This window comes from Streptomyces sp. NPDC028305, from assembly GCF_055569495.1.
The window spans coordinates 355239-371101 of record NZ_JBVHTN010000011.1; the positions used below are offsets into that span (position 1 = coordinate 355239).

The 15863-nt window shown below is 72.5% G+C and carries 15 protein-coding genes; 6 read left to right on the forward strand and 9 right to left on the reverse strand.

Translation table 11 applies throughout. The annotated features are described in order from the left end of the window. Nucleotides 1-2 precede the first annotated feature (2 nt). Genes ACZ4WQ_RS41505 through ACZ4WQ_RS41540 form a run of 8 tightly spaced genes read right to left on the reverse strand, consistent with a single transcriptional unit; the run spans nt 3 to nt 7126 of the window. Complete coding sequence (locus ACZ4WQ_RS41505; protein WP_398377122.1) at nt 3-2006, reverse strand: NADH-quinone oxidoreductase subunit L; 2004 nt, start codon at nt 2004-2006, stop codon at nt 3-5. Then, a complete protein-coding gene (gene nuoK / locus ACZ4WQ_RS41510; protein ID WP_311726611.1) occupies nt 2003-2425 on the reverse strand; it encodes an NADH-quinone oxidoreductase subunit NuoK in 423 nt (140 codons plus the stop codon). Before nuoK ends, ACZ4WQ_RS41505 begins: the two co-directional genes overlap by 4 nt. Further along, the gene (locus tag ACZ4WQ_RS41515) at nt 2425-3048 is read right to left on the reverse strand and encodes an NADH-quinone oxidoreductase subunit J (RefSeq protein WP_398377120.1); all 624 of its coding nucleotides are present in this window, start codon (nt 3046-3048) and stop codon (nt 2425-2427) included. Before ACZ4WQ_RS41515 ends, nuoK begins: the two co-directional genes overlap by 1 nt. Then, the gene (locus tag ACZ4WQ_RS41520; protein ID WP_311726609.1) at nt 3045-3632 is read right to left on the reverse strand and encodes a NuoI/complex I 23 kDa subunit family protein; all 588 of its coding nucleotides are present in this window, start codon (nt 3630-3632) and stop codon (nt 3045-3047) included. Before ACZ4WQ_RS41520 ends, ACZ4WQ_RS41515 begins: the two co-directional genes overlap by 4 nt. Then, a complete protein-coding gene (locus ACZ4WQ_RS41525; protein WP_311726608.1) occupies nt 3632-4591 on the reverse strand; it encodes a complex I subunit 1/NuoH family protein in 960 nt (319 codons plus the stop codon). Before ACZ4WQ_RS41525 ends, ACZ4WQ_RS41520 begins: the two co-directional genes overlap by 1 nt. Continuing rightward, nucleotides 4588-6105 (reverse strand): NADH-quinone oxidoreductase subunit C, encoded by a 1518-nt coding sequence (locus ACZ4WQ_RS41530; protein WP_398377119.1) that lies wholly within the window; start codon nt 6103-6105, stop codon nt 4588-4590. Before ACZ4WQ_RS41530 ends, ACZ4WQ_RS41525 begins: the two co-directional genes overlap by 4 nt. Beyond that, a complete protein-coding gene (locus ACZ4WQ_RS41535; RefSeq protein WP_311726606.1) occupies nt 6102-6755 on the reverse strand; it encodes an NADH-quinone oxidoreductase subunit B in 654 nt (217 codons plus the stop codon). The genes ACZ4WQ_RS41530 and ACZ4WQ_RS41535 overlap by 4 nt, the downstream gene beginning before the upstream one ends. Then, nucleotides 6746-7126 (reverse strand): NADH-quinone oxidoreductase subunit A, encoded by a 381-nt coding sequence (locus tag ACZ4WQ_RS41540; RefSeq protein ID WP_311726760.1) that lies wholly within the window; start codon nt 7124-7126, stop codon nt 6746-6748. Before ACZ4WQ_RS41540 ends, ACZ4WQ_RS41535 begins: the two co-directional genes overlap by 10 nt. A gap of 236 nt (nt 7127-7362) precedes the next feature. On the opposite strand from ACZ4WQ_RS41540, the gene ACZ4WQ_RS41545 reads away from it, so the two are divergent. The 5 genes from ACZ4WQ_RS41545 to ACZ4WQ_RS41565 all read left to right on the forward strand — a co-directional run bounded on the left by ACZ4WQ_RS41545 (nt 7363) and on the right by ACZ4WQ_RS41565 (nt 14238). Then, nucleotides 7363-8544, forward strand: coding sequence for a sensor histidine kinase (locus ACZ4WQ_RS41545; protein ID WP_385344843.1), 1182 nt, complete (start codon nt 7363-7365; stop codon nt 8542-8544). A gap of 209 nt (nt 8545-8753) precedes the next feature. After that, nucleotides 8754-10094 carry a sensor histidine kinase gene (locus ACZ4WQ_RS41550; RefSeq protein WP_311726604.1) on the forward strand — a complete coding sequence of 447 codons (1341 nt, stop codon included), beginning with the start codon at nt 8754-8756 and terminating at the stop codon, nt 10092-10094. A gap of 153 nt (nt 10095-10247) precedes the next feature. Further along, nucleotides 10248-10919 carry a response regulator transcription factor gene (locus ACZ4WQ_RS41555; RefSeq protein ID WP_311726603.1) on the forward strand — a complete coding sequence of 224 codons (672 nt, stop codon included), beginning with the start codon at nt 10248-10250 and terminating at the stop codon, nt 10917-10919. A 264-nt stretch (nt 10920-11183) separates the two neighbouring features. Continuing rightward, on the forward strand, nt 11184-13136 hold the full coding sequence (locus ACZ4WQ_RS41560; protein ID WP_358844082.1) for a 2-oxoacid:acceptor oxidoreductase subunit alpha: 1953 nt from the start codon (nt 11184-11186) through the stop codon (nt 13134-13136). Beyond that, on the forward strand, nt 13129-14238 hold the full coding sequence (locus tag ACZ4WQ_RS41565) for a 2-oxoacid:ferredoxin oxidoreductase subunit beta (protein ID WP_358844083.1): 1110 nt from the start codon (nt 13129-13131) through the stop codon (nt 14236-14238). The genes ACZ4WQ_RS41560 and ACZ4WQ_RS41565 overlap by 8 nt, the downstream gene beginning before the upstream one ends. A gap of 130 nt (nt 14239-14368) precedes the next feature. On the opposite strand, the gene ACZ4WQ_RS41570 is transcribed toward ACZ4WQ_RS41565, so the two are convergent. Next, nucleotides 14369-14773, reverse strand: a complete 405-nt coding sequence (locus tag ACZ4WQ_RS41570; RefSeq protein WP_398377115.1) for a winged helix-turn-helix transcriptional regulator — start codon at nt 14771-14773, stop codon at nt 14369-14371. A gap of 100 nt (nt 14774-14873) precedes the next feature. On the opposite strand from ACZ4WQ_RS41570, the gene ACZ4WQ_RS41575 reads away from it, so the two are divergent. Then, nucleotides 14874-15731, forward strand: coding sequence for an SDR family oxidoreductase (locus ACZ4WQ_RS41575; protein ID WP_361187546.1), 858 nt, complete (start codon nt 14874-14876; stop codon nt 15729-15731). The last annotated feature ends 132 nt before the right edge of the window (nt 15732-15863 follow it).

The following is a 15863-nucleotide window of genomic DNA, read 5'->3' on the forward strand; positions in this document are numbered from 1 at the left end:
GCTCAGGCTCCCGCTGCGACGAGGACGGCGACGGCCAGGACGAGCGAGCCCGCGATCAGCGCGCCGACGTAGGTCTGCACATTGCCGGTCTGGGCGCGCCGTACGGCCGCGCCGAGCAGACGGGGGGCGCCGCCCGCGCCGCGCACATAGGTCTCCACGACCGCCCGGTCGAGGAAGCCGACGAGCCGGGCGGCGGCGCGCACGGGGCGTACGAACAGCGCGGCGTACAGGGCGTCGAGGTGGAAGCCCGCCGCCGCGTGGCGGTGCAGCGGGCCGAGGAGGAGACGGCCGGGGTCGGCCGGGTCGTCGGCCGCGGCGATGTCGCCGTACGCGGGCTCGTGGGCGGCGATGGCCTCGGCCTCGGAGAGCGCCGGCTCGGCGTCCGGATGGGCGGCCACGGCGCCGAGCGGGGTGCGGGCGGCCGGCGCGGTGGTGTGCCGCCAGGCCCCGTAGGTGACGAGGACGCCGACGAGGGCCAGCCCGGTGCCGAGCACGGAGGTGGTGAGGGTCGGGGCGAGGGACTCGCCGTCGAACCAGTCCGGGAGGGCGCCGAAGGCCAGGCCGAGCCCGGCGGCGGGGACGAAGAGCACCCACAGGACGGCGTTCATGACGACGGGCTGCCGGCCGTGGTCGGGGGCCTCCGTGCCCTTGCCGCGGAAGGCGAGCAGCCACAGCCGGGCGGCGTAGCCGGCCGTGAGCAGGGCGGTGAGCAGCCCGGCGACCAGGACGGTCCAGCCGACGGCCGCCGGGACGGCCGGGGCGTGGCCGGTGGCCGCGTGCTCGGCCGCGCCGAGGACGGCCTCCTTGGAGAAGAAGCCCGCGAACGGCGGGATGGCGGCGAGCGCGAGCAGCGCGACCGTCATCGTCCAGTAGGCGTCGGGGATGCGCCCCGCCAGGCCGCTCATGCGCGACATCGCGGCCAGCGAGTTCGTCCCGGCCGCGTGGATGATCACGCCCGCGCCGAGGAAGAGCAGGGCCTTGAACGCACCGTGGGCCAGCAGGTGGAAGACGGCGGCGCCGCGGTTGTCGACCGCGAGCGCGCCGGTCATATAGCCGAGCTGACCGATGGTCGAGTAGGCCAGCACGCGTTTGATGTCGTCCTGGGCGAGAGCCGCGAGCGCGGAGCCGACCATGGTGACCGCGGCCATGACGGCGAGCACGGCGAGGGCGGCGGCGGAGGCGGCGAAGACGGGCAGCAGCCGGGCGATGAAGTAGACACCGGCGGCGACCATGGTGGCGGCGTGGATCAGCGCGGAGACCGGGGTGGGGCCGGCCATCGCGTCCGGCAGCCAGGTGTGCAGCGGGAACTGCGCCGACTTGCCCGCGACCCCGGCCAGCAGCAGCAGCGCGATCAGGGTGGGGTGGTCGAGCTGGAAGTCGGCGACGGAGGAGGTCAGCCGGGTGTAGATGACGCTGATGCGGAACGTACCGGCGTCGGTCGCCAGCGCGAAGATCCCGATCAGGAACGGCACATCGCCGAGCTTGGTGACCAGGAACGCCTTGAGGGAGGCGGAGCGCGCGGCCGCGGTCTCCCAGTAGTGGCCGACCAGGAAGTACGAGCAGATGCCCATGACCTCCCAGCCGACGAGCAGCACGATCAGGTCGTCGGAGTAGACCACCAGCAGCATCGCGGCGGTGAAGAGGGAGACGAGCGCGGCGTACGAGGGGTAGCGCGGGTCGTCGCGCAGATAGCCGGTCGAGTAGATCTGCACACAGCACGCCACGACGCCGACCAGGACCGCGACCAGCGCGGCGAAGCCGTCGATGTGCAGCGCGAGATCGATGGGGAGCGAGCCGGTGACGGTGAGCCGGGTCGCGGCGTCCACGGCTCCCTTGCCGCCGCCCTGCCGTACGGCGACGAGGACGGCGAGGGCGGTCGCGGCGACGGTCGGCAGCACCGCGAGGGGGCGTACGAAACCGGGGGCGCGGCGCCCCAGCAGCAGTCCGGCAAGGGCGCCGAGGAAGGGCAGGACGGGGACGAGGACGGCGGCGGTCGTGGTCGTCACGCGGTCTGCCTCCGGGCGGGGATTCCCTGGCCGGCGCCGTCGCCTGGGCCGTTGTCGGCGCCGTTGTCAGTGGCGTTGTCAGTGGCGGCTGTCACGCTGTCTTCGGTGGGCGGGGGCTCGGCGAGGCCCCGGAGCTTGTCGATGTCGGCGGTGCCGCGGTCGCGGTGGACGAGGAGGACGATGGCCAGCCCGATGCCGATCTCGGCGGCGGCGATGGCGATGACGAACAGCGTGAGGGCCTGGCCCGCGTGCAGCGTGTCGCGGAGCCAGACGTCGAAGGCGACGAGGTTGAGGTTGACGGCGCCGAGCATCAGCTCAACGGACATCAGCACCAGGATCGCGTTGCGGCGGGCAAGGACGCCGTACAGGCCGGTGCAGAAGAGGAGGGCGGCGAGCACGGCGGGGTAGGCGAGGTGCATCAGCCCTCCTTCTCGGGGGCGCGGGAGCCGCCTGCGCGCGAGCCGCCTGCGCGAGACGGGGTGCCCGAGGTCCGCTGGGCGGAGCGCAGCCGGGACAGCACGATCGCGCCGACGAGCGCGGCGAGCAGCAGCACGGACAGCGCCTCGAACGGCAGCACCCAGTGCCGGAAGAGGCTCTCACCGGTGACCTTGGTGGACCCCTGCACTTCCCCGACGTCGATCCAGGTGGCCCGGAAGGCGTCCACGACCACCCAGACCAGGGCGCCCGCGGAGGCCACGGCCACCGCCAGGGCGGCCGGGCGGTTGCCCGAATCGGCGTCCGGCGACCGGCCGATGGGCGCCTTGGTCAGCATCAGCCCGAACAGGATGAGGACGACGACGGAGCCGACGTAGATCAGCACCTGCACCCAGGCGATGAACTCCGCCGTGAGGAGGAGGAATTCGACGGCGAGCCCGCCGAGCGTGACCACCAGCCACAGCGCGGCGTGCACCAACTGCTTGGTGGTGACGGTGACAACGGCCCCGCCCAGGGTCACGACCGCGACCAGAAGGAAGGCGATCTCCACACCGGTGGGTGACAGAAAGCCATGCCCGGCGGCCGCGAGCTGCGTTGCGGCGCTCACGAGGCCGCTCCGTCCCGGCCGGAGTCCGTGTCCGTGCCCGTGGCCTGCGCGGCCTGCGCCGCCTCGGCCGCGGCGATCTTGTCGGCGGCCTTGCGGGCCGCGGCGATCTCCTTCGGCTCCTCGGCGCCCGGGTCGAGCGCGGGCGGCGCGGGCACCGTCCACATCCACTCGCGGAGCTTGTCGCGCTCATGGGTGAGGTCGCGGATGTCCTCCTCCGCGTACTCGAACTCCGGCGACCAGAACAGCGCGTCGAAAGGACACACCTCGATGCAGATGCCGCAGTACATGCACAGCGCGAAGTCGATGGCGAACCGGTCCAGCACATTGCGGCTGCGCTCGCGCCCGCCGGGCGCGGCCGGCGGCACCGTCTCCTTGTGGGAGTCGATGTAGATGCACCAGTCCGGGCATTCGCGCGCGCAGAGCATGCAGACCGTGCAGTTCTCCTCGAACAGCCCGATGACGCCGCGGGTACGGGGCGGCAGCTCGGGCTGGACGTCCGGGTACTGCGCGGTGTGCGCCTTCCGGGTCATCGTGCGCAGGGTGACGGCCAGGCCCTTGGCCAGACCGGAACCGGGGATGCCCATCAGGAGATCACCACCTTGACGACGCCGGTGAGGGCGATCTGGACCAGTGCGAGCGGGATGAGGCCGGTCCAGGCGAGCTTCTGGAGCTGGTCCTCGCGCAGCCGCGGATAGCTCACCCGCAGCCAGATCACCACGAAGGCGAGCACCGCCGTCTTCAGCAGCGTCCACACCCAGCCCAGGTCATCGGCGAACGGACCGTGCCAGCCGCCCAGGAACAGCACCGTGGTCAGCCCGCAGAGCACCACGATGCCCGCGTACTCGGCCAGCAGGAACAGCGCGAAGCGCATCCCGGTGTACTCGGTGTACGCACCGAAGATGATCTCGGAGTCGGCGATCGGCGCGTCGAAGGGCGGGCGCTGAAGCTCGGCGAGCCCGGCCGTGAAGAACACCAGCCCGCCGACGATCTGCCACGGCACCCACCACCACTCGAACGCGTCGAGGATGCCGGGCAGCGAGACGGTGCCCGCGGCCATGGCCACGGAGGCGGCGGCGAGCAGCATCGGCAGCTCGTACGCCATCAGCTGCGCGGCCGTACGCAACCCGCCGAGCAGCGAGAACTTGTTGGCCGACGCCCACCCCGCCATGAGCGAGCCCAGCACGCCGACGCCCATCACGGCGAGCACGAAGAAGATCCCCGCGTCGATGAACCGGCCCACGGCGCCCGGCCCGACCGGGATCGCGACGAGGACGAGCAGATACGGCAGGAGCGCGACGGCGGGCGCGAGCTGGAAGACCCGCTTGTCGGCACCGGCCGGTACGACGTCCTCCTTCTGCGCGAACTTCACCCCGTCCGCGACCAACTGGGCCCACCCGTGGAACCCACCCGCGTACATCGGCCCGAGCCGGCCCTGCATATGGGCCATGACCTTGTGCTCGGTCTGCCCGACGACCAGCGGCAGCACGAGGAAGGCGAGCAGCACGGCGAGCAGTCGCAGCGCGACGTCCAGGACGTCGTTCACGCGGTGCCTCCCGCCGGGTCGTCGTTGTCGGGGTCGGGTGCGGCAGGGTCGCCGTCCGCCCCGGTGCCGGACGGCGGCTCGGCACCGATTTCCGGCGCAGCGGCGGCGCCGGGCGCGGGCTCGGGCCCGTCCGGCCCATCAGCCTGACCGGCTGCCCCCGCGCGAGGCTGTTCCTCGTCGCCGGGGACGGGGCCGCCCGTGGCGGGCGCCTTGGGCCCGGCCCCGGCGGCAGAGCCCGCCGCCTCACCGCGCGACGGCGACGCGACGCCCGGAACGGCCTGCGACGGACGGGAAGCGTCCGAGCGCGGCGGTTCGGCGGCGCCCTCGGCGGCGGTCCCTGTGCCGTCTTCCGCCGAGGCGGAGGAGCCGGGAGCCGTCGGCTCGTCCCGGGCCGGGCGGGCGTGGTGCCACGGGGCGTCGGTCGAGCGCGGGCGGGCGGCGGGGCGGTCCGCGCGCGCCTGGGCCTGACCGCCCGTCGCGGCGCGCTGGCTCGTCGAGCCCTCGCTCGCGCTGCGGGCCCGGCGCGCGGGCCGGGCGGCGCCGCCCGGCGCCCCCTCCGCGGACGTGCCCGCCGCTGTCTCCGTACTCGTGCCCTGCTGGCTCGCCGAGCCCTCACTCGCGCTGCGGGCCCGGCGCGCGGGCCGGGCGGCCTCCTCCGCCGATGTCTCGGGGCCCGTGGCGGCGCGCTGGCCGGCCGAGCCCGCGGAGGCGCTGCGGGCCCGGCGCGCCGGGCGCTCGCCCCCGGCACCTGCTGCGCCTGCCGCGCCCGCTGTGCGGGCCGCGCGCGCCGGGCGGGCGGGGGCAGGGGGGAGCTGGCCCTTGAGGGGGCCCCACTCGTTGGGGTCGGGGACGCCGGGCGGCAGCATCTGCCGCCGTCTGGGCGCGTGGGCGGCCTCGGACTCCCCCGGTTCCTTCGCGCCGGGCCATGCCTTGGCGACCCGTGCCGCGAGGACGAAGTCCTTGCGCAGCGGATGCCCCTCGAAGCCGTCCGGGAGCAGCAGCGGCGCGAGGTGGGGGTGGCCGGGGAAGTCGATGCCGAACATCTCGTGGGTCTCGCGCTCGTGCCAGGCCGCGCCCGCGTAGACGCCGGTCGCGGTCGGCAGGGCGGGCGCGTCGTGCGGGACGGTGGTGCGTACGAGCAGCCCGCGCACGGCGGGAGTCGCGGGAGCCTCGGGCGCGGCGGCGGTCGCCGGTCCGAGGGCGACGACATGCGCGGCCACGCGGAAGCCCTCGCCGGGCTCGTCGACCGCGCTCAGCCAGTCGAAGTAGGTGCAGCCCAGCGCGGAGCGGGCGGTCTCCAGCGCGGCGATCCACGCGTCGGCGGGGACGTCGACGGTGAGCAGCCCGTACGCCTCCGCCGCCGCCGCGCCCTCGCCGAACAGCTCGGCGGCAGGCCGCGGCAGCCAGCCGACCGGCGGCTGAGCGGCAGCCCCGGCGGCCCCGGCAGTCTCGGCAACGGCATCGGCATCGGCATCGGCATCGGCAGGGCGGTTCCGGTCGTCGGGCGCGGTCACGGCGTGCCCTCCTCCGTGTCCGTGGCGGCGGACGGGGCGGCCGGGGCGGGCGGCGCGACCAGGCCGCTGCGCAGCGCCGAGGCGGACGGCCGGGCGGCCCCGCCGTCACGCCCGTACCGCTCGCCGAGCGACTCGCGCGCGATCTTCTCCTGAAGCTTCAGGATCCCCTGGAGCAGCGCCTCCGGCCGGGGCGGGCAGCCCGGCACATACACATCGACGGGGATGATCTGGTCGACGCCCTTGGTGACCGCGTACGAGTCCCAGTACGGCCCGCCGCAGTTCGAGCAGGCACCGAAGGAGATGACGTACTTCGGCTCGGGCATCTGCTCGTACAGCCGCTTCACCGCGGGCGCCATCTTGTCCGTCACCGTGCCGGACACCACCATGAGGTCGGCCTGGCGCGGCCCGGGGGCGAAGGGGATCACGCCGAGCCTGATGAAGTCGTGGCGGGCCATCGACGCGGCGATGAACTCGATGGCGCAGCAGGCCAGCCCGAAGTTGAAGACCCACAGGCTGTAGCGGCGGCCCCAGTTCAGGACCACCTTCATCGGCTCGGGGGCCAGTCTGGCGAGCGCCCCGAGGCGGCGCGGCTCCGGGAGATCCACAGGTGTGGGGGCCGGCGCGGGGGCGGGGTTCGGTGTCACGTCCATTCCAGGACGCCTTTCTTCCAGGCGTACAGCAGGCCCACGGCGAGGAAGCCGAGGAAGACGAACATCTCCACCAGCGTCGTTCCGCCGTAGCCCGGTGCGGCGAACACCGTCGCCCAGGGGAAGAGGAAGATCGAGTCCACCGCGAAAATCACATACAGAAAAGCGTAGACGTAGTAGCGGACCTGAGTGTGGGCCCAGCCCTCGCCGACGGGGTCGACCCCGCACTCGTACGTCAGCAGCTTCTCCGGGGTCGGCACCACGGGCCGCAGCAGCCGCCCGGCCCCGAAGGCCACGGCGACGAAGAGCGCGCCGACCACGGCGAGCAGGCCGACCACCGAGTAGCCCTGGTAGTAGTCGGCCGCGAGCGGCATGGCTGTGGTGTGCACGGTCGTCGCCTCCGGCACGTCCGCCCCTCGCTCCCTGTCCCGCCTGCTGTCCGTCGGATTCGCAGTCGAAGCCGTGTGTTCGACGCTGCGTACGCACGGGAGTGTAGGCCCTGCCGCCGTCCAGGTGAGCCGCCCGTCCGGGATGCGGTGGGGTTACCCCTACCCACGTATGGCGACCTACCCCATGGCGGGGCGGGGGCCGGGGCGGCAATCTTGGCCCCATGACCTCGAGTTCATCCGACGGGGGCGAGGAGCGGCTGCCCCGGCCGCCCGCCTTCGGCTTTCCCGCGCAGACCTGGAAGGAGATCGCCCACCTCCTCGCCAATCTGCCCGTGGGCGTCCTCGGCTTCGCCTGCGCCATCGTGTGGTTCGCCCTGGGCCTGGGGCTGACGGTCACCGTGGTGGGGCTGCCGCTGCTGGCCCTGGGGCTGCACGGCAGCCGGCTGTACGGCGCGTTCGAGCGGCGGCGCGCCCGCGCGCTGCTGGGGGTGCGCGTGGACGAGCCGAGCCAGTGGCGGGCCCGTCCGGGCGGCGGCTTCTTCGTCTGGCTCTGGTCGCGGCTGCGGGATCCGGTGGGCTGGCGGACCACGCTGTACGCCATCATGCGGCTGCCCTGGGCGGTGCTCACCTTCTGCGTCACCCTCGTCTCCCTCTTCGTCGCCTGGCCCGTGCTGCCCTGGATCGCCCGGGGCCTGACGAACGCCGACCGGGCGATGGTGCGCGCGCTGCTGTCCCCCTCCGACGAGCTGGAGCGGCGGATCGCCGAGCTGGAGTCGGACCGGGGCGTGGTGGTGGACACGGCGGCGGCGGACCTGCGCCGCATCGAGCGCGATCTGCACGACGGGGCCCAGGCCCGGCTGGTCGCCCTCGCCATGGGCCTGGGGCTGGCGAAGGAGAAGGTGCTGGAGGACCCGGAGGCGGCGGCCGCGATGGTCGGCGAGGCGCACGGCGAGGTGAAGCTGGCACTCCAGGAGCTGCGCGACCTCGCCCGCGGCATCCACCCGGCGGTGCTGACCGACCGGGGCCTGGACGCGGCGCTGTCGTCGGTCGCGGCGCGCTGCACGGTGCCGGTGCGGGTCCTCGTGGACCTGCCGGAGCGGCCCGCGCCCGCCATCGAGGGCATCGCCTACTTCACCGTCTCCGAGCTGCTCCAGAACATCAGCAAGCACAGCGGGGCACGGATGGCCGATGTCGAGGTGTGGCGGTCGGAGGAGCGGCTGCTGATCCAGGTGCGGGACGACGGGCGCGGCGGCGCGGACCCGGTCGGGGGCAGCGGCCTGGCCGGGCTCGGCGAGCGGCTCGGGTCGGTCGACGGCCTGTTCACGGTGGATTCGCCGGTGGGCGGCCCGACGGCCGTGACCGCCGAGCTGCCGTGGCGCGACCGGGGGACGGCGAAGGCGTAGCTTCGCACGGCGGGGTCCGGCGGCGCGGGGCGAGGTCCGGCGGCGCGGGGCGGGTATGAGGCCCAGGACCACCGTGACGGTAGGGCTAACCCCACAGTCAAGACGCCTACTTGCTCCATGGCCCCACCGGCCCCGTTCCGGGAACCTGGTGGTACGTCAGGCCGCGCACCACCGGGCACCAGCCTCACCCTTGGGAGAACGGAAGAGAGATGGCCACCGCATACGAACCGTACGGGCCGGGGGCCGAGCCCCGCGGCTCCCTGGTGCCCGCGGCACTGCGGGCACCCTTCCAGGCCCGTGTCTGGCGCGAGTTCCTGTATCTGATGCTCAGCCTTCCGGTGGCCCTGGTCACCTTCTGCTACGCGATCACGATGCTCGCGCTCGGCGTGGGGCTCCTGATCACCTTCCTCGGCATTCCGGTGCTCGGTGTCGCCCTGGCGGGGTGCCGGGCGCTCGGGGCCATGGAACGGGCCCGCGCGCGGTCGCTGCTGCGGCTGGAGGTCGCCGACCCCGAGCCGGTGCGGGCGATCACCCGCGGATCGCGCAAGTCCGGCCCGTTCGCCTGGGTGAGCGCGCTGATCAGGAGCGGCACCTCATGGCGCCATGTCATCTACTCGCTGATCCACTTCCCGTGGGCGATCTTCGCCTTCGTCCTGTCGCTGACGCTGTGGGTGACCGCGTGGGCGTTCGCGGTCTATCCGCTGTGGTGGTGGGTCTTCCCCACCTACACCGACCAGCCGGGCGCGCAGATCTTCGAGCACGACGGCCGCGGCTTCTTTCTGAACACCCCGTTCGAGATAGCCGCCACCTGCGTCATCGGGGTGCTGTTGCTGCTGGTGACGCCGTTTGTGATCCGGGGTCTTACCTCGGTCGACCGGCTGATGGTCTCCGGGCTGCTGGGCCCCTCGCGGCTCGCGGAGCGGGTGTGGGAGCTGGAGTCGGACCGGGGCGTGGTGGTGGACACGGCGGCGGCGGACCTGCGCCGCATCGAGCGCGATCTGCACGACGGGGCCCAGGCCCGGCTGGTCGCCCTCGCCATGGATCTGGGGCTGGCGAAGGAGAAGCTCCAGGAGGACCCGGAGGCGGCGGCGCGGATGGTGGACGAGGCGCACGGCGAGGTGAAGCTGGCGCTCCAGGAGCTGCGCGACCTCGCCCGCGGCATCCACCCGGCGATCCTCACCGACCGGGGTCTCGGCCCCTCCCTGTCAGCCCTGGCGGCCCGCTGCACGGTGCCGGTGCAGGTCACGGTGGACCTGCCCGAGCGGCCCGCGCCCGCCATCGAGGGCATCGCCTACTTCACCGTCTCCGAGCTGCTCCAGAACATCAGCAAGCACAGCGGGGCACGGACGGGCGCCGTGGATGTGTGGCGTTCGGAGGACCGGGTGATGCTCCAGGTCTCGGACGACGGCCGGGGCGGGGCGGACGCCAGGGCCGGGTCGGGGCTGGCCGGGCTGGCCGAGCGGCTGGGCGCGGTCGACGGCCTCCTCGTCGTGCACTCCCCGGCCGGCGGCCCGACCTCCATCACCGCCGAGCTGCCCTGGCGCGAGTGACCCGCGGCCGCACCCCCGCCGCCGCGCTCCCGCCGCCGCACCCCCGCCCCGCTCCCCCGCTCCCCCGTTCCGCTCAGGTGAGCGTGGGTGGCGCCGGGCGGGCCCGATCCCTGGGATGCTGGGGGTCGAGGATCCGACGAGTGGGGGCGGGCTGTGGAGGACAGGGTACGGGTGGTCATCGCCGAGGATTCGGTGCTGCTCCGGGAGGGGCTGACCCGCCTGCTGACCGACCGAGGGCATGAGGTGGTCGCCGGGGTCGGCGATGCGGACGCCCTGATCAGGTCGATCCGGGAGCTGGCCGACGGGGGCACGCTGCCGGATGTGGTGGTCGCGGACGTACGGATGCCGCCGACCCACACCGACGAGGGGATCCGGGCGGCCGTCCGTCTGCGGCGCGACCACCCCGGACTCGGTGTGCTGGTGCTGTCGCAGTACGTGGAGGAGCAGTACGCCACGGAGCTGCTGGCGGGCAACAGCCGCGGGGTCGGCTATCTGCTCAAGGACCGGGTGGCCGAGGTCCGTGAGTTCGTGGACGCCGTGGTGCGGGTGGCCCGGGGCGGCACCGCGCTCGACCCGGAGGTCGTGGCGCAGCTGCTGGGGCGCAGCCGCAAGCAGGACGTGCTGGCCGGGCTCACCCCGCGCGAGCGGGAGGTCCTGGGTCTGATGGCCGAGGGCCGTACGAACTCGGCGATCGCCAAGCAGCTGGTGGTGAGCGACGGCGCGGTCGAGAAGCACGTCAGCAACATCTTCCTGAAGCTCGGGCTGTCGCCGAGCGAGGGGGATCACCGCCGTGTGCTGGCGGTGCTGACCTATCTCGACTCCTGACGCGTCCCGGCCCTCGGCCGGTGCGGCCGGCCGACCGCCCGGTCGAGTGATGGTCGTAGAACCAAAGACCGAGGGGTGAGGATCGCTCGACATGAGTACGGGGGCGCATGCAGAGCATGACAATTCACTACATAACGAGGCAGTGTCAGGCCGTCCACTATGCGATCCGGTCAGGGAAGGCGACCCTTACCGACGTACGATGGCCGTGGGACAACCGGTCGGCACCGATGTCCACGAGCGCCGCCTCAAGGGAGGTCCGAATCAGTGACCAGCCAGGTCAGTAGCCCGGCCGAGCAGGCCGAACCAGCCGATCAGCAGGACGGGCAGACGCTCGTCGGGGGACAGCGAGCGTCGGACGGCGGTAAAGAGGTCCGCCGTCTGGACCGGGTGATCATCCGGTTCGCTGGTGACTCGGGCGACGGTATGCAGCTCACGGGTGACCGGTTCACCTCGGAGACGGCGTCATTCGGCAATGACCTGTCCACGCTGCCGAACTTCCCGGCCGAGATCCGTGCCCCCGCAGGCACCCTCCCCGGCGTGTCGAGCTTCCAGCTGCACTTCGCCGACCACGACATCCTGACGCCGGGCGACGCGCCGAACGTACTGGTGGCGATGAACCCGGCCGCGCTGAAGGCCAACCTCGGCGATGTGCCGCGCGGCGCCGAGATCATCGTCAACACCGACGAGTTCACCAAGCGTCCGATGGCCAAGGTCGGCTACGACCAGAGCCCGCTCGAGGACGGCTCGCTGGACGGGTACAACGTCCACCCCGTGCCGCTGACGACGCTGACCATCGAGGCACTCAAGGGCTTCGGGCTGTCCCGCAAGGAGGCGGAGCGCAGCAAGAACATGTTCGCGCTCGGTCTGCTGTCGTGGATGTACCACCGCCCGACCGAGGGCACCGAGAAGTTCCTGCGCCAGAAGTTCGCGAAGAAGCCGCAGATCGCCGAGGCCAACGTGGCCGCCTTCCGGGCCGGCTGGAACTTCGGCGAGACGACGGAGGACTTCGCGGTCTCCTACGAGGTGGCCCCCGCCTCCGCCGCGTTCCCGCCGGGTACATACCGGAACATCTCCGGCAATCTGGCACTGTCGTACGGGCTGATCGCGGCCTCGCACCAGGCGGATCTGCCGCTGTTCCTGGGCTCGTACCCGATCACGCCGGCCTCGGACATCCTGCATGAGCTGTCCCGGCACAAGAACTTCGGCGTGCGCAGCTTCCAGGCCGAGGACGAGATCGCGGGCATCGGCGCGGCCCTGGGCGCCGCCTTCGGCGGGGCGCTCGCCGTGACCACCACCTCCGGCCCCGGTGTGGCACTCAAGTCGGAGACCATCGGGCTCGCGGTCAGCCTGGAGCTGCCGCTGGTGGTGATCGACATCCAGCGGGGCGGCCCGTCTACCGGTCTGCCCACCAAGACCGAGCAGGCCGACCTGTTGCAGGCGATGTACGGGCGCAACGGCGAGGCCCCGGTGCCGATCGTGGCCCCGAAGACCCCGGCGGACTGCTTCGACGCGACGCTGGAAGCGGTGCGCATCGCGCTGACCTACCGCACCCCCGTCTTCCTGCTCTCCGACGGCTATCTGGCCAACGGGTCGGAGCCGTGGCGGGTGCCGGACGTCGACGATCTGCCGGATCTGCGGGTCCGGTTCGCCACCGGCCCCAACCACACGCTCGAGGACGGCACCGAGGTCTTCTGGCCGTACAAGCGCGACCCCGAGACGCTCGCCCGCCCCTGGGCGGTGCCCGGCACCCCCGGCCTCGAACACCGCATCGGCGGCATCGAGAAGCAGGACGGCACCGGCAACATCTCCTACGACCCGGCCAACCACGAGCACATGGTGCGCATCCGGCAGGCCAAGGTCGACGGCATCGAGGTGCCGGACCTCACGGTGGACGACCCCACCGGCGACGCCCGCACCCTGGTTCTGGGCTGGGGCTCGACCTACGGGCCGATCACCGCCGCCGTGCGCCGGGTCCGTGCCGCCGGAGACTCCATCGCCCAGGCCCATCTGCGCCATCTCAACCCCTTCCCGGCGAACCTGGGCGAGGTCCTGGCCCGCTACGACAAGGTGGTCGTGCCCGAGATGAACCTCGGTCAGCTCGCCACTCTGCTCCGCGCCAAGTATCTGGTCGACACCCGCTCCTTCACCCAGGTGCGGGGGCTGCCATTCAAGGCCGAGCAGCTTGCGAAGGCCCTTAAGGAGGCCATCGATGACTGAGACGATCGCGGAAGGGCTGTCCTCCGTCGACGCGCTTTCGCTGGTGCCGAAGGCCGGCGCGAAGCAGAGCATGAAGGACTTCAAGTCCGACCAGGAAGTGCGCTGGTGCCCCGGCTGCGGCGACTACGCGGTCCTCGCCGCCGTCCAGGGCTTCATGCCCGAGCTCGGCCTGGCGAAGGAGAACATCGTCTTCGTCTCCGGCATCGGCTGCTCCTCCCGCTTCCCGTACTACATGAACACCTACGGGATGCACTCGATCCACGGCCGCGCTCCCGCCATCGCCACCGGCCTGGCGGCCTCGCGCCGGGATCTGTCGGTGTGGGTGGTCACCGGTGACGGCGACGCGCTGTCCATCGGCGGCAACCACCTGATCCACGCGCTGCGCCGCAACGTCAACCTGAAGATCCTGCTCTTCAACAACCGGATCTACGGCCTCACCAAGGGCCAGTACAGCCCGACCTCCGAGGTCGGCAAGATCACCAAGTCCACGCCGATGGGCTCGCTCGACGCGCCCTTCAACCCCCTCTCGCTCGCGCTGGGCGCCGAGGCCGGGTTCGTCGCCCGCACCGTGGACTCCGACCGCAAGCACCTCACCCAGGTGCTGCGGGAGGCGGCCGCCCACCCGGGCACCGCGCTGGTGGAGATCTACCAGAACTGCAACATCTTCAACGACGGCGCCTTCGAGGTCCTCAAGGACAAGCAGCAGGCGGAGGAGGCCGTCATCCGGCTGGAGCACGGCAAGCCGATCCGCTTCGGCACGCCGTTCAGCGAGGAGGACGGCGGGGACGGCCTCGGCTCCAAGGGCGTCGTCCGCGACCCGGCCACCGGCGACCTCAAGGTCATCGATGTGACCCGGGAGGGCACCGGCGCGGTGCTGGTCCACGACGCCCACGCCGCCTCCCCGACCACCGCCTTCGCGCTGACCCGCCTCGCCGACCCCGACACGCTGCACCACACCCCCATCGGGGTACTGCGCGATGTCACCCGTCCGGTCTACGAGGCCGAGATGGCGGGCCAGCTCGAGGCCGCCGTGGAGCGGAAGGGCAAGGGCGACCTCGGCGCCCTGCTCACCGGCCAGGACACCTGGACGGTCGTCGGCTGACCTGTACACGCGGGCGGGTCGCCCTCCCCCAGCCACCGCTGGGAGGTGCCCCCCGGAGCGTCTGACGACGCCCCGGGTGGGCACCCGTTTTTTTATCGCGCCGGTTTATCGCGCCCGTTTATCGCGCCTTCTATCGCGCCTTGGCGGCGTCGTACGCCTCCCGGGCGGCCAAGACCTCCGGAACCTTCTCCTCCGTCCAGCGGGCCAGCGCCCCCACCCGCCGCGCCGCCTCCTCGCCGAGCTCGGTCAGCGAGTAGTCCACATGCGGCGGAATGACGGGGTGGGCCTCGCGGCGCACGAAGCCGTCCCGCTCCAGGGTCTGGAGGGTCTGCGTGAGCATCTTCTCGCTGACGCCGCCGATCGCCCGCCGCACCTCGCTGAAGCGATGGGTGCCGTCCATCAGCACGGCGAGGACGAGGACACCCCAGCGGCTGGTGACATGCTCCAGCACCAGCCTCGACGGACACATGGCGGCATCGGGGCCCACTGTCAGCCCGCCCCGCGTCTTCTTGCTGACCTTCTCACTCACCGGCATGCCAGTACCTTACTTCAAAGTGGGTACTTTCCATCAGTTAGCGCTGAGATTAAGGTGGTTCCCAGAACAACACCAAGAGGATGAAAGCGAGAAAACAGACATGAGCATCGTCGTCACCGGAGCCACCGGCCACCTGGGCCGCCTCGTCGTCGCGGGCCTGCTGGAGAAGGTCCCCGCGGACCAGGTCGTGGCCGTGGTGCGGGACCCCGGAAAGGCGGCCGACCTGGCGGAGCGCGGCGTACAGCTGCGCATCGCCGACTACAGCCGCCCCGAGACCCTCCAGGGCGCCTTCGCCGCCGGCGACAAGGTGCTGTTGATCTCCGGCAGCGAGGTCGGGCAGCGCGTCCCGCAGCACCAGGCCGTGATCGACGCCGCCAAGGAGGCGGGCGTCGCCCTGCTCGCGTACACCAGCGTCCTCGGCGGCCCCGCGGCCGACTTCAGGCTGGCCGACGAGCACAAGGTCACCGAGCAGGCCATCCAGGCCTCCGGTCTGCCGTACGTCCTGCTGCGCAACGGCTGGTACAACGAGAACTACACCGAGCAGTTGGCTCCCGTGCTGGAGCACGGCGCCGTCGTCGGCAGCGCGGGCGGCGGCCGCGTCTCCTCCGCCGCGCGCGCCGACTACGCGGACGCCGCCGTGGTGGTGCTGACCGGCGAGGGCCACGAGGGCAAGGCGTACGAGCTCAGCGGCGACACCGCCTGGAGCTTCGAGGAGTACGCCGCCGAGGTCGCCAAGCAGACCGGCAAGGAGATCGCGTACGGCCCCGTGCCGGCCGAGACCCACCAGACCATCCTCACCGGCGCCGGCCTTCCCCAGCCGTTTGCCGAGATCCTGGTGGACGTGGACGCCGCGATCTCCCGCGGCCTGCTGGCCGCCACGCCCGGCGACCTCTCCCGCCTCATCGGCCGGCCGACCACCCCCATCGCGGACTCGATCGCGGCGGCCCTCAAGGGCTGATCCCCGGCACGGCGGCCCGCCTGTCATGACCGTATGGCGATACGGAGATGACAGGCGGGCCGCTTCGGCGCTACGTTCGACGCGTCGCCGTGCCGTCGGGGAGGACATGTGACGCCGCAGAGCCAGCAGCAC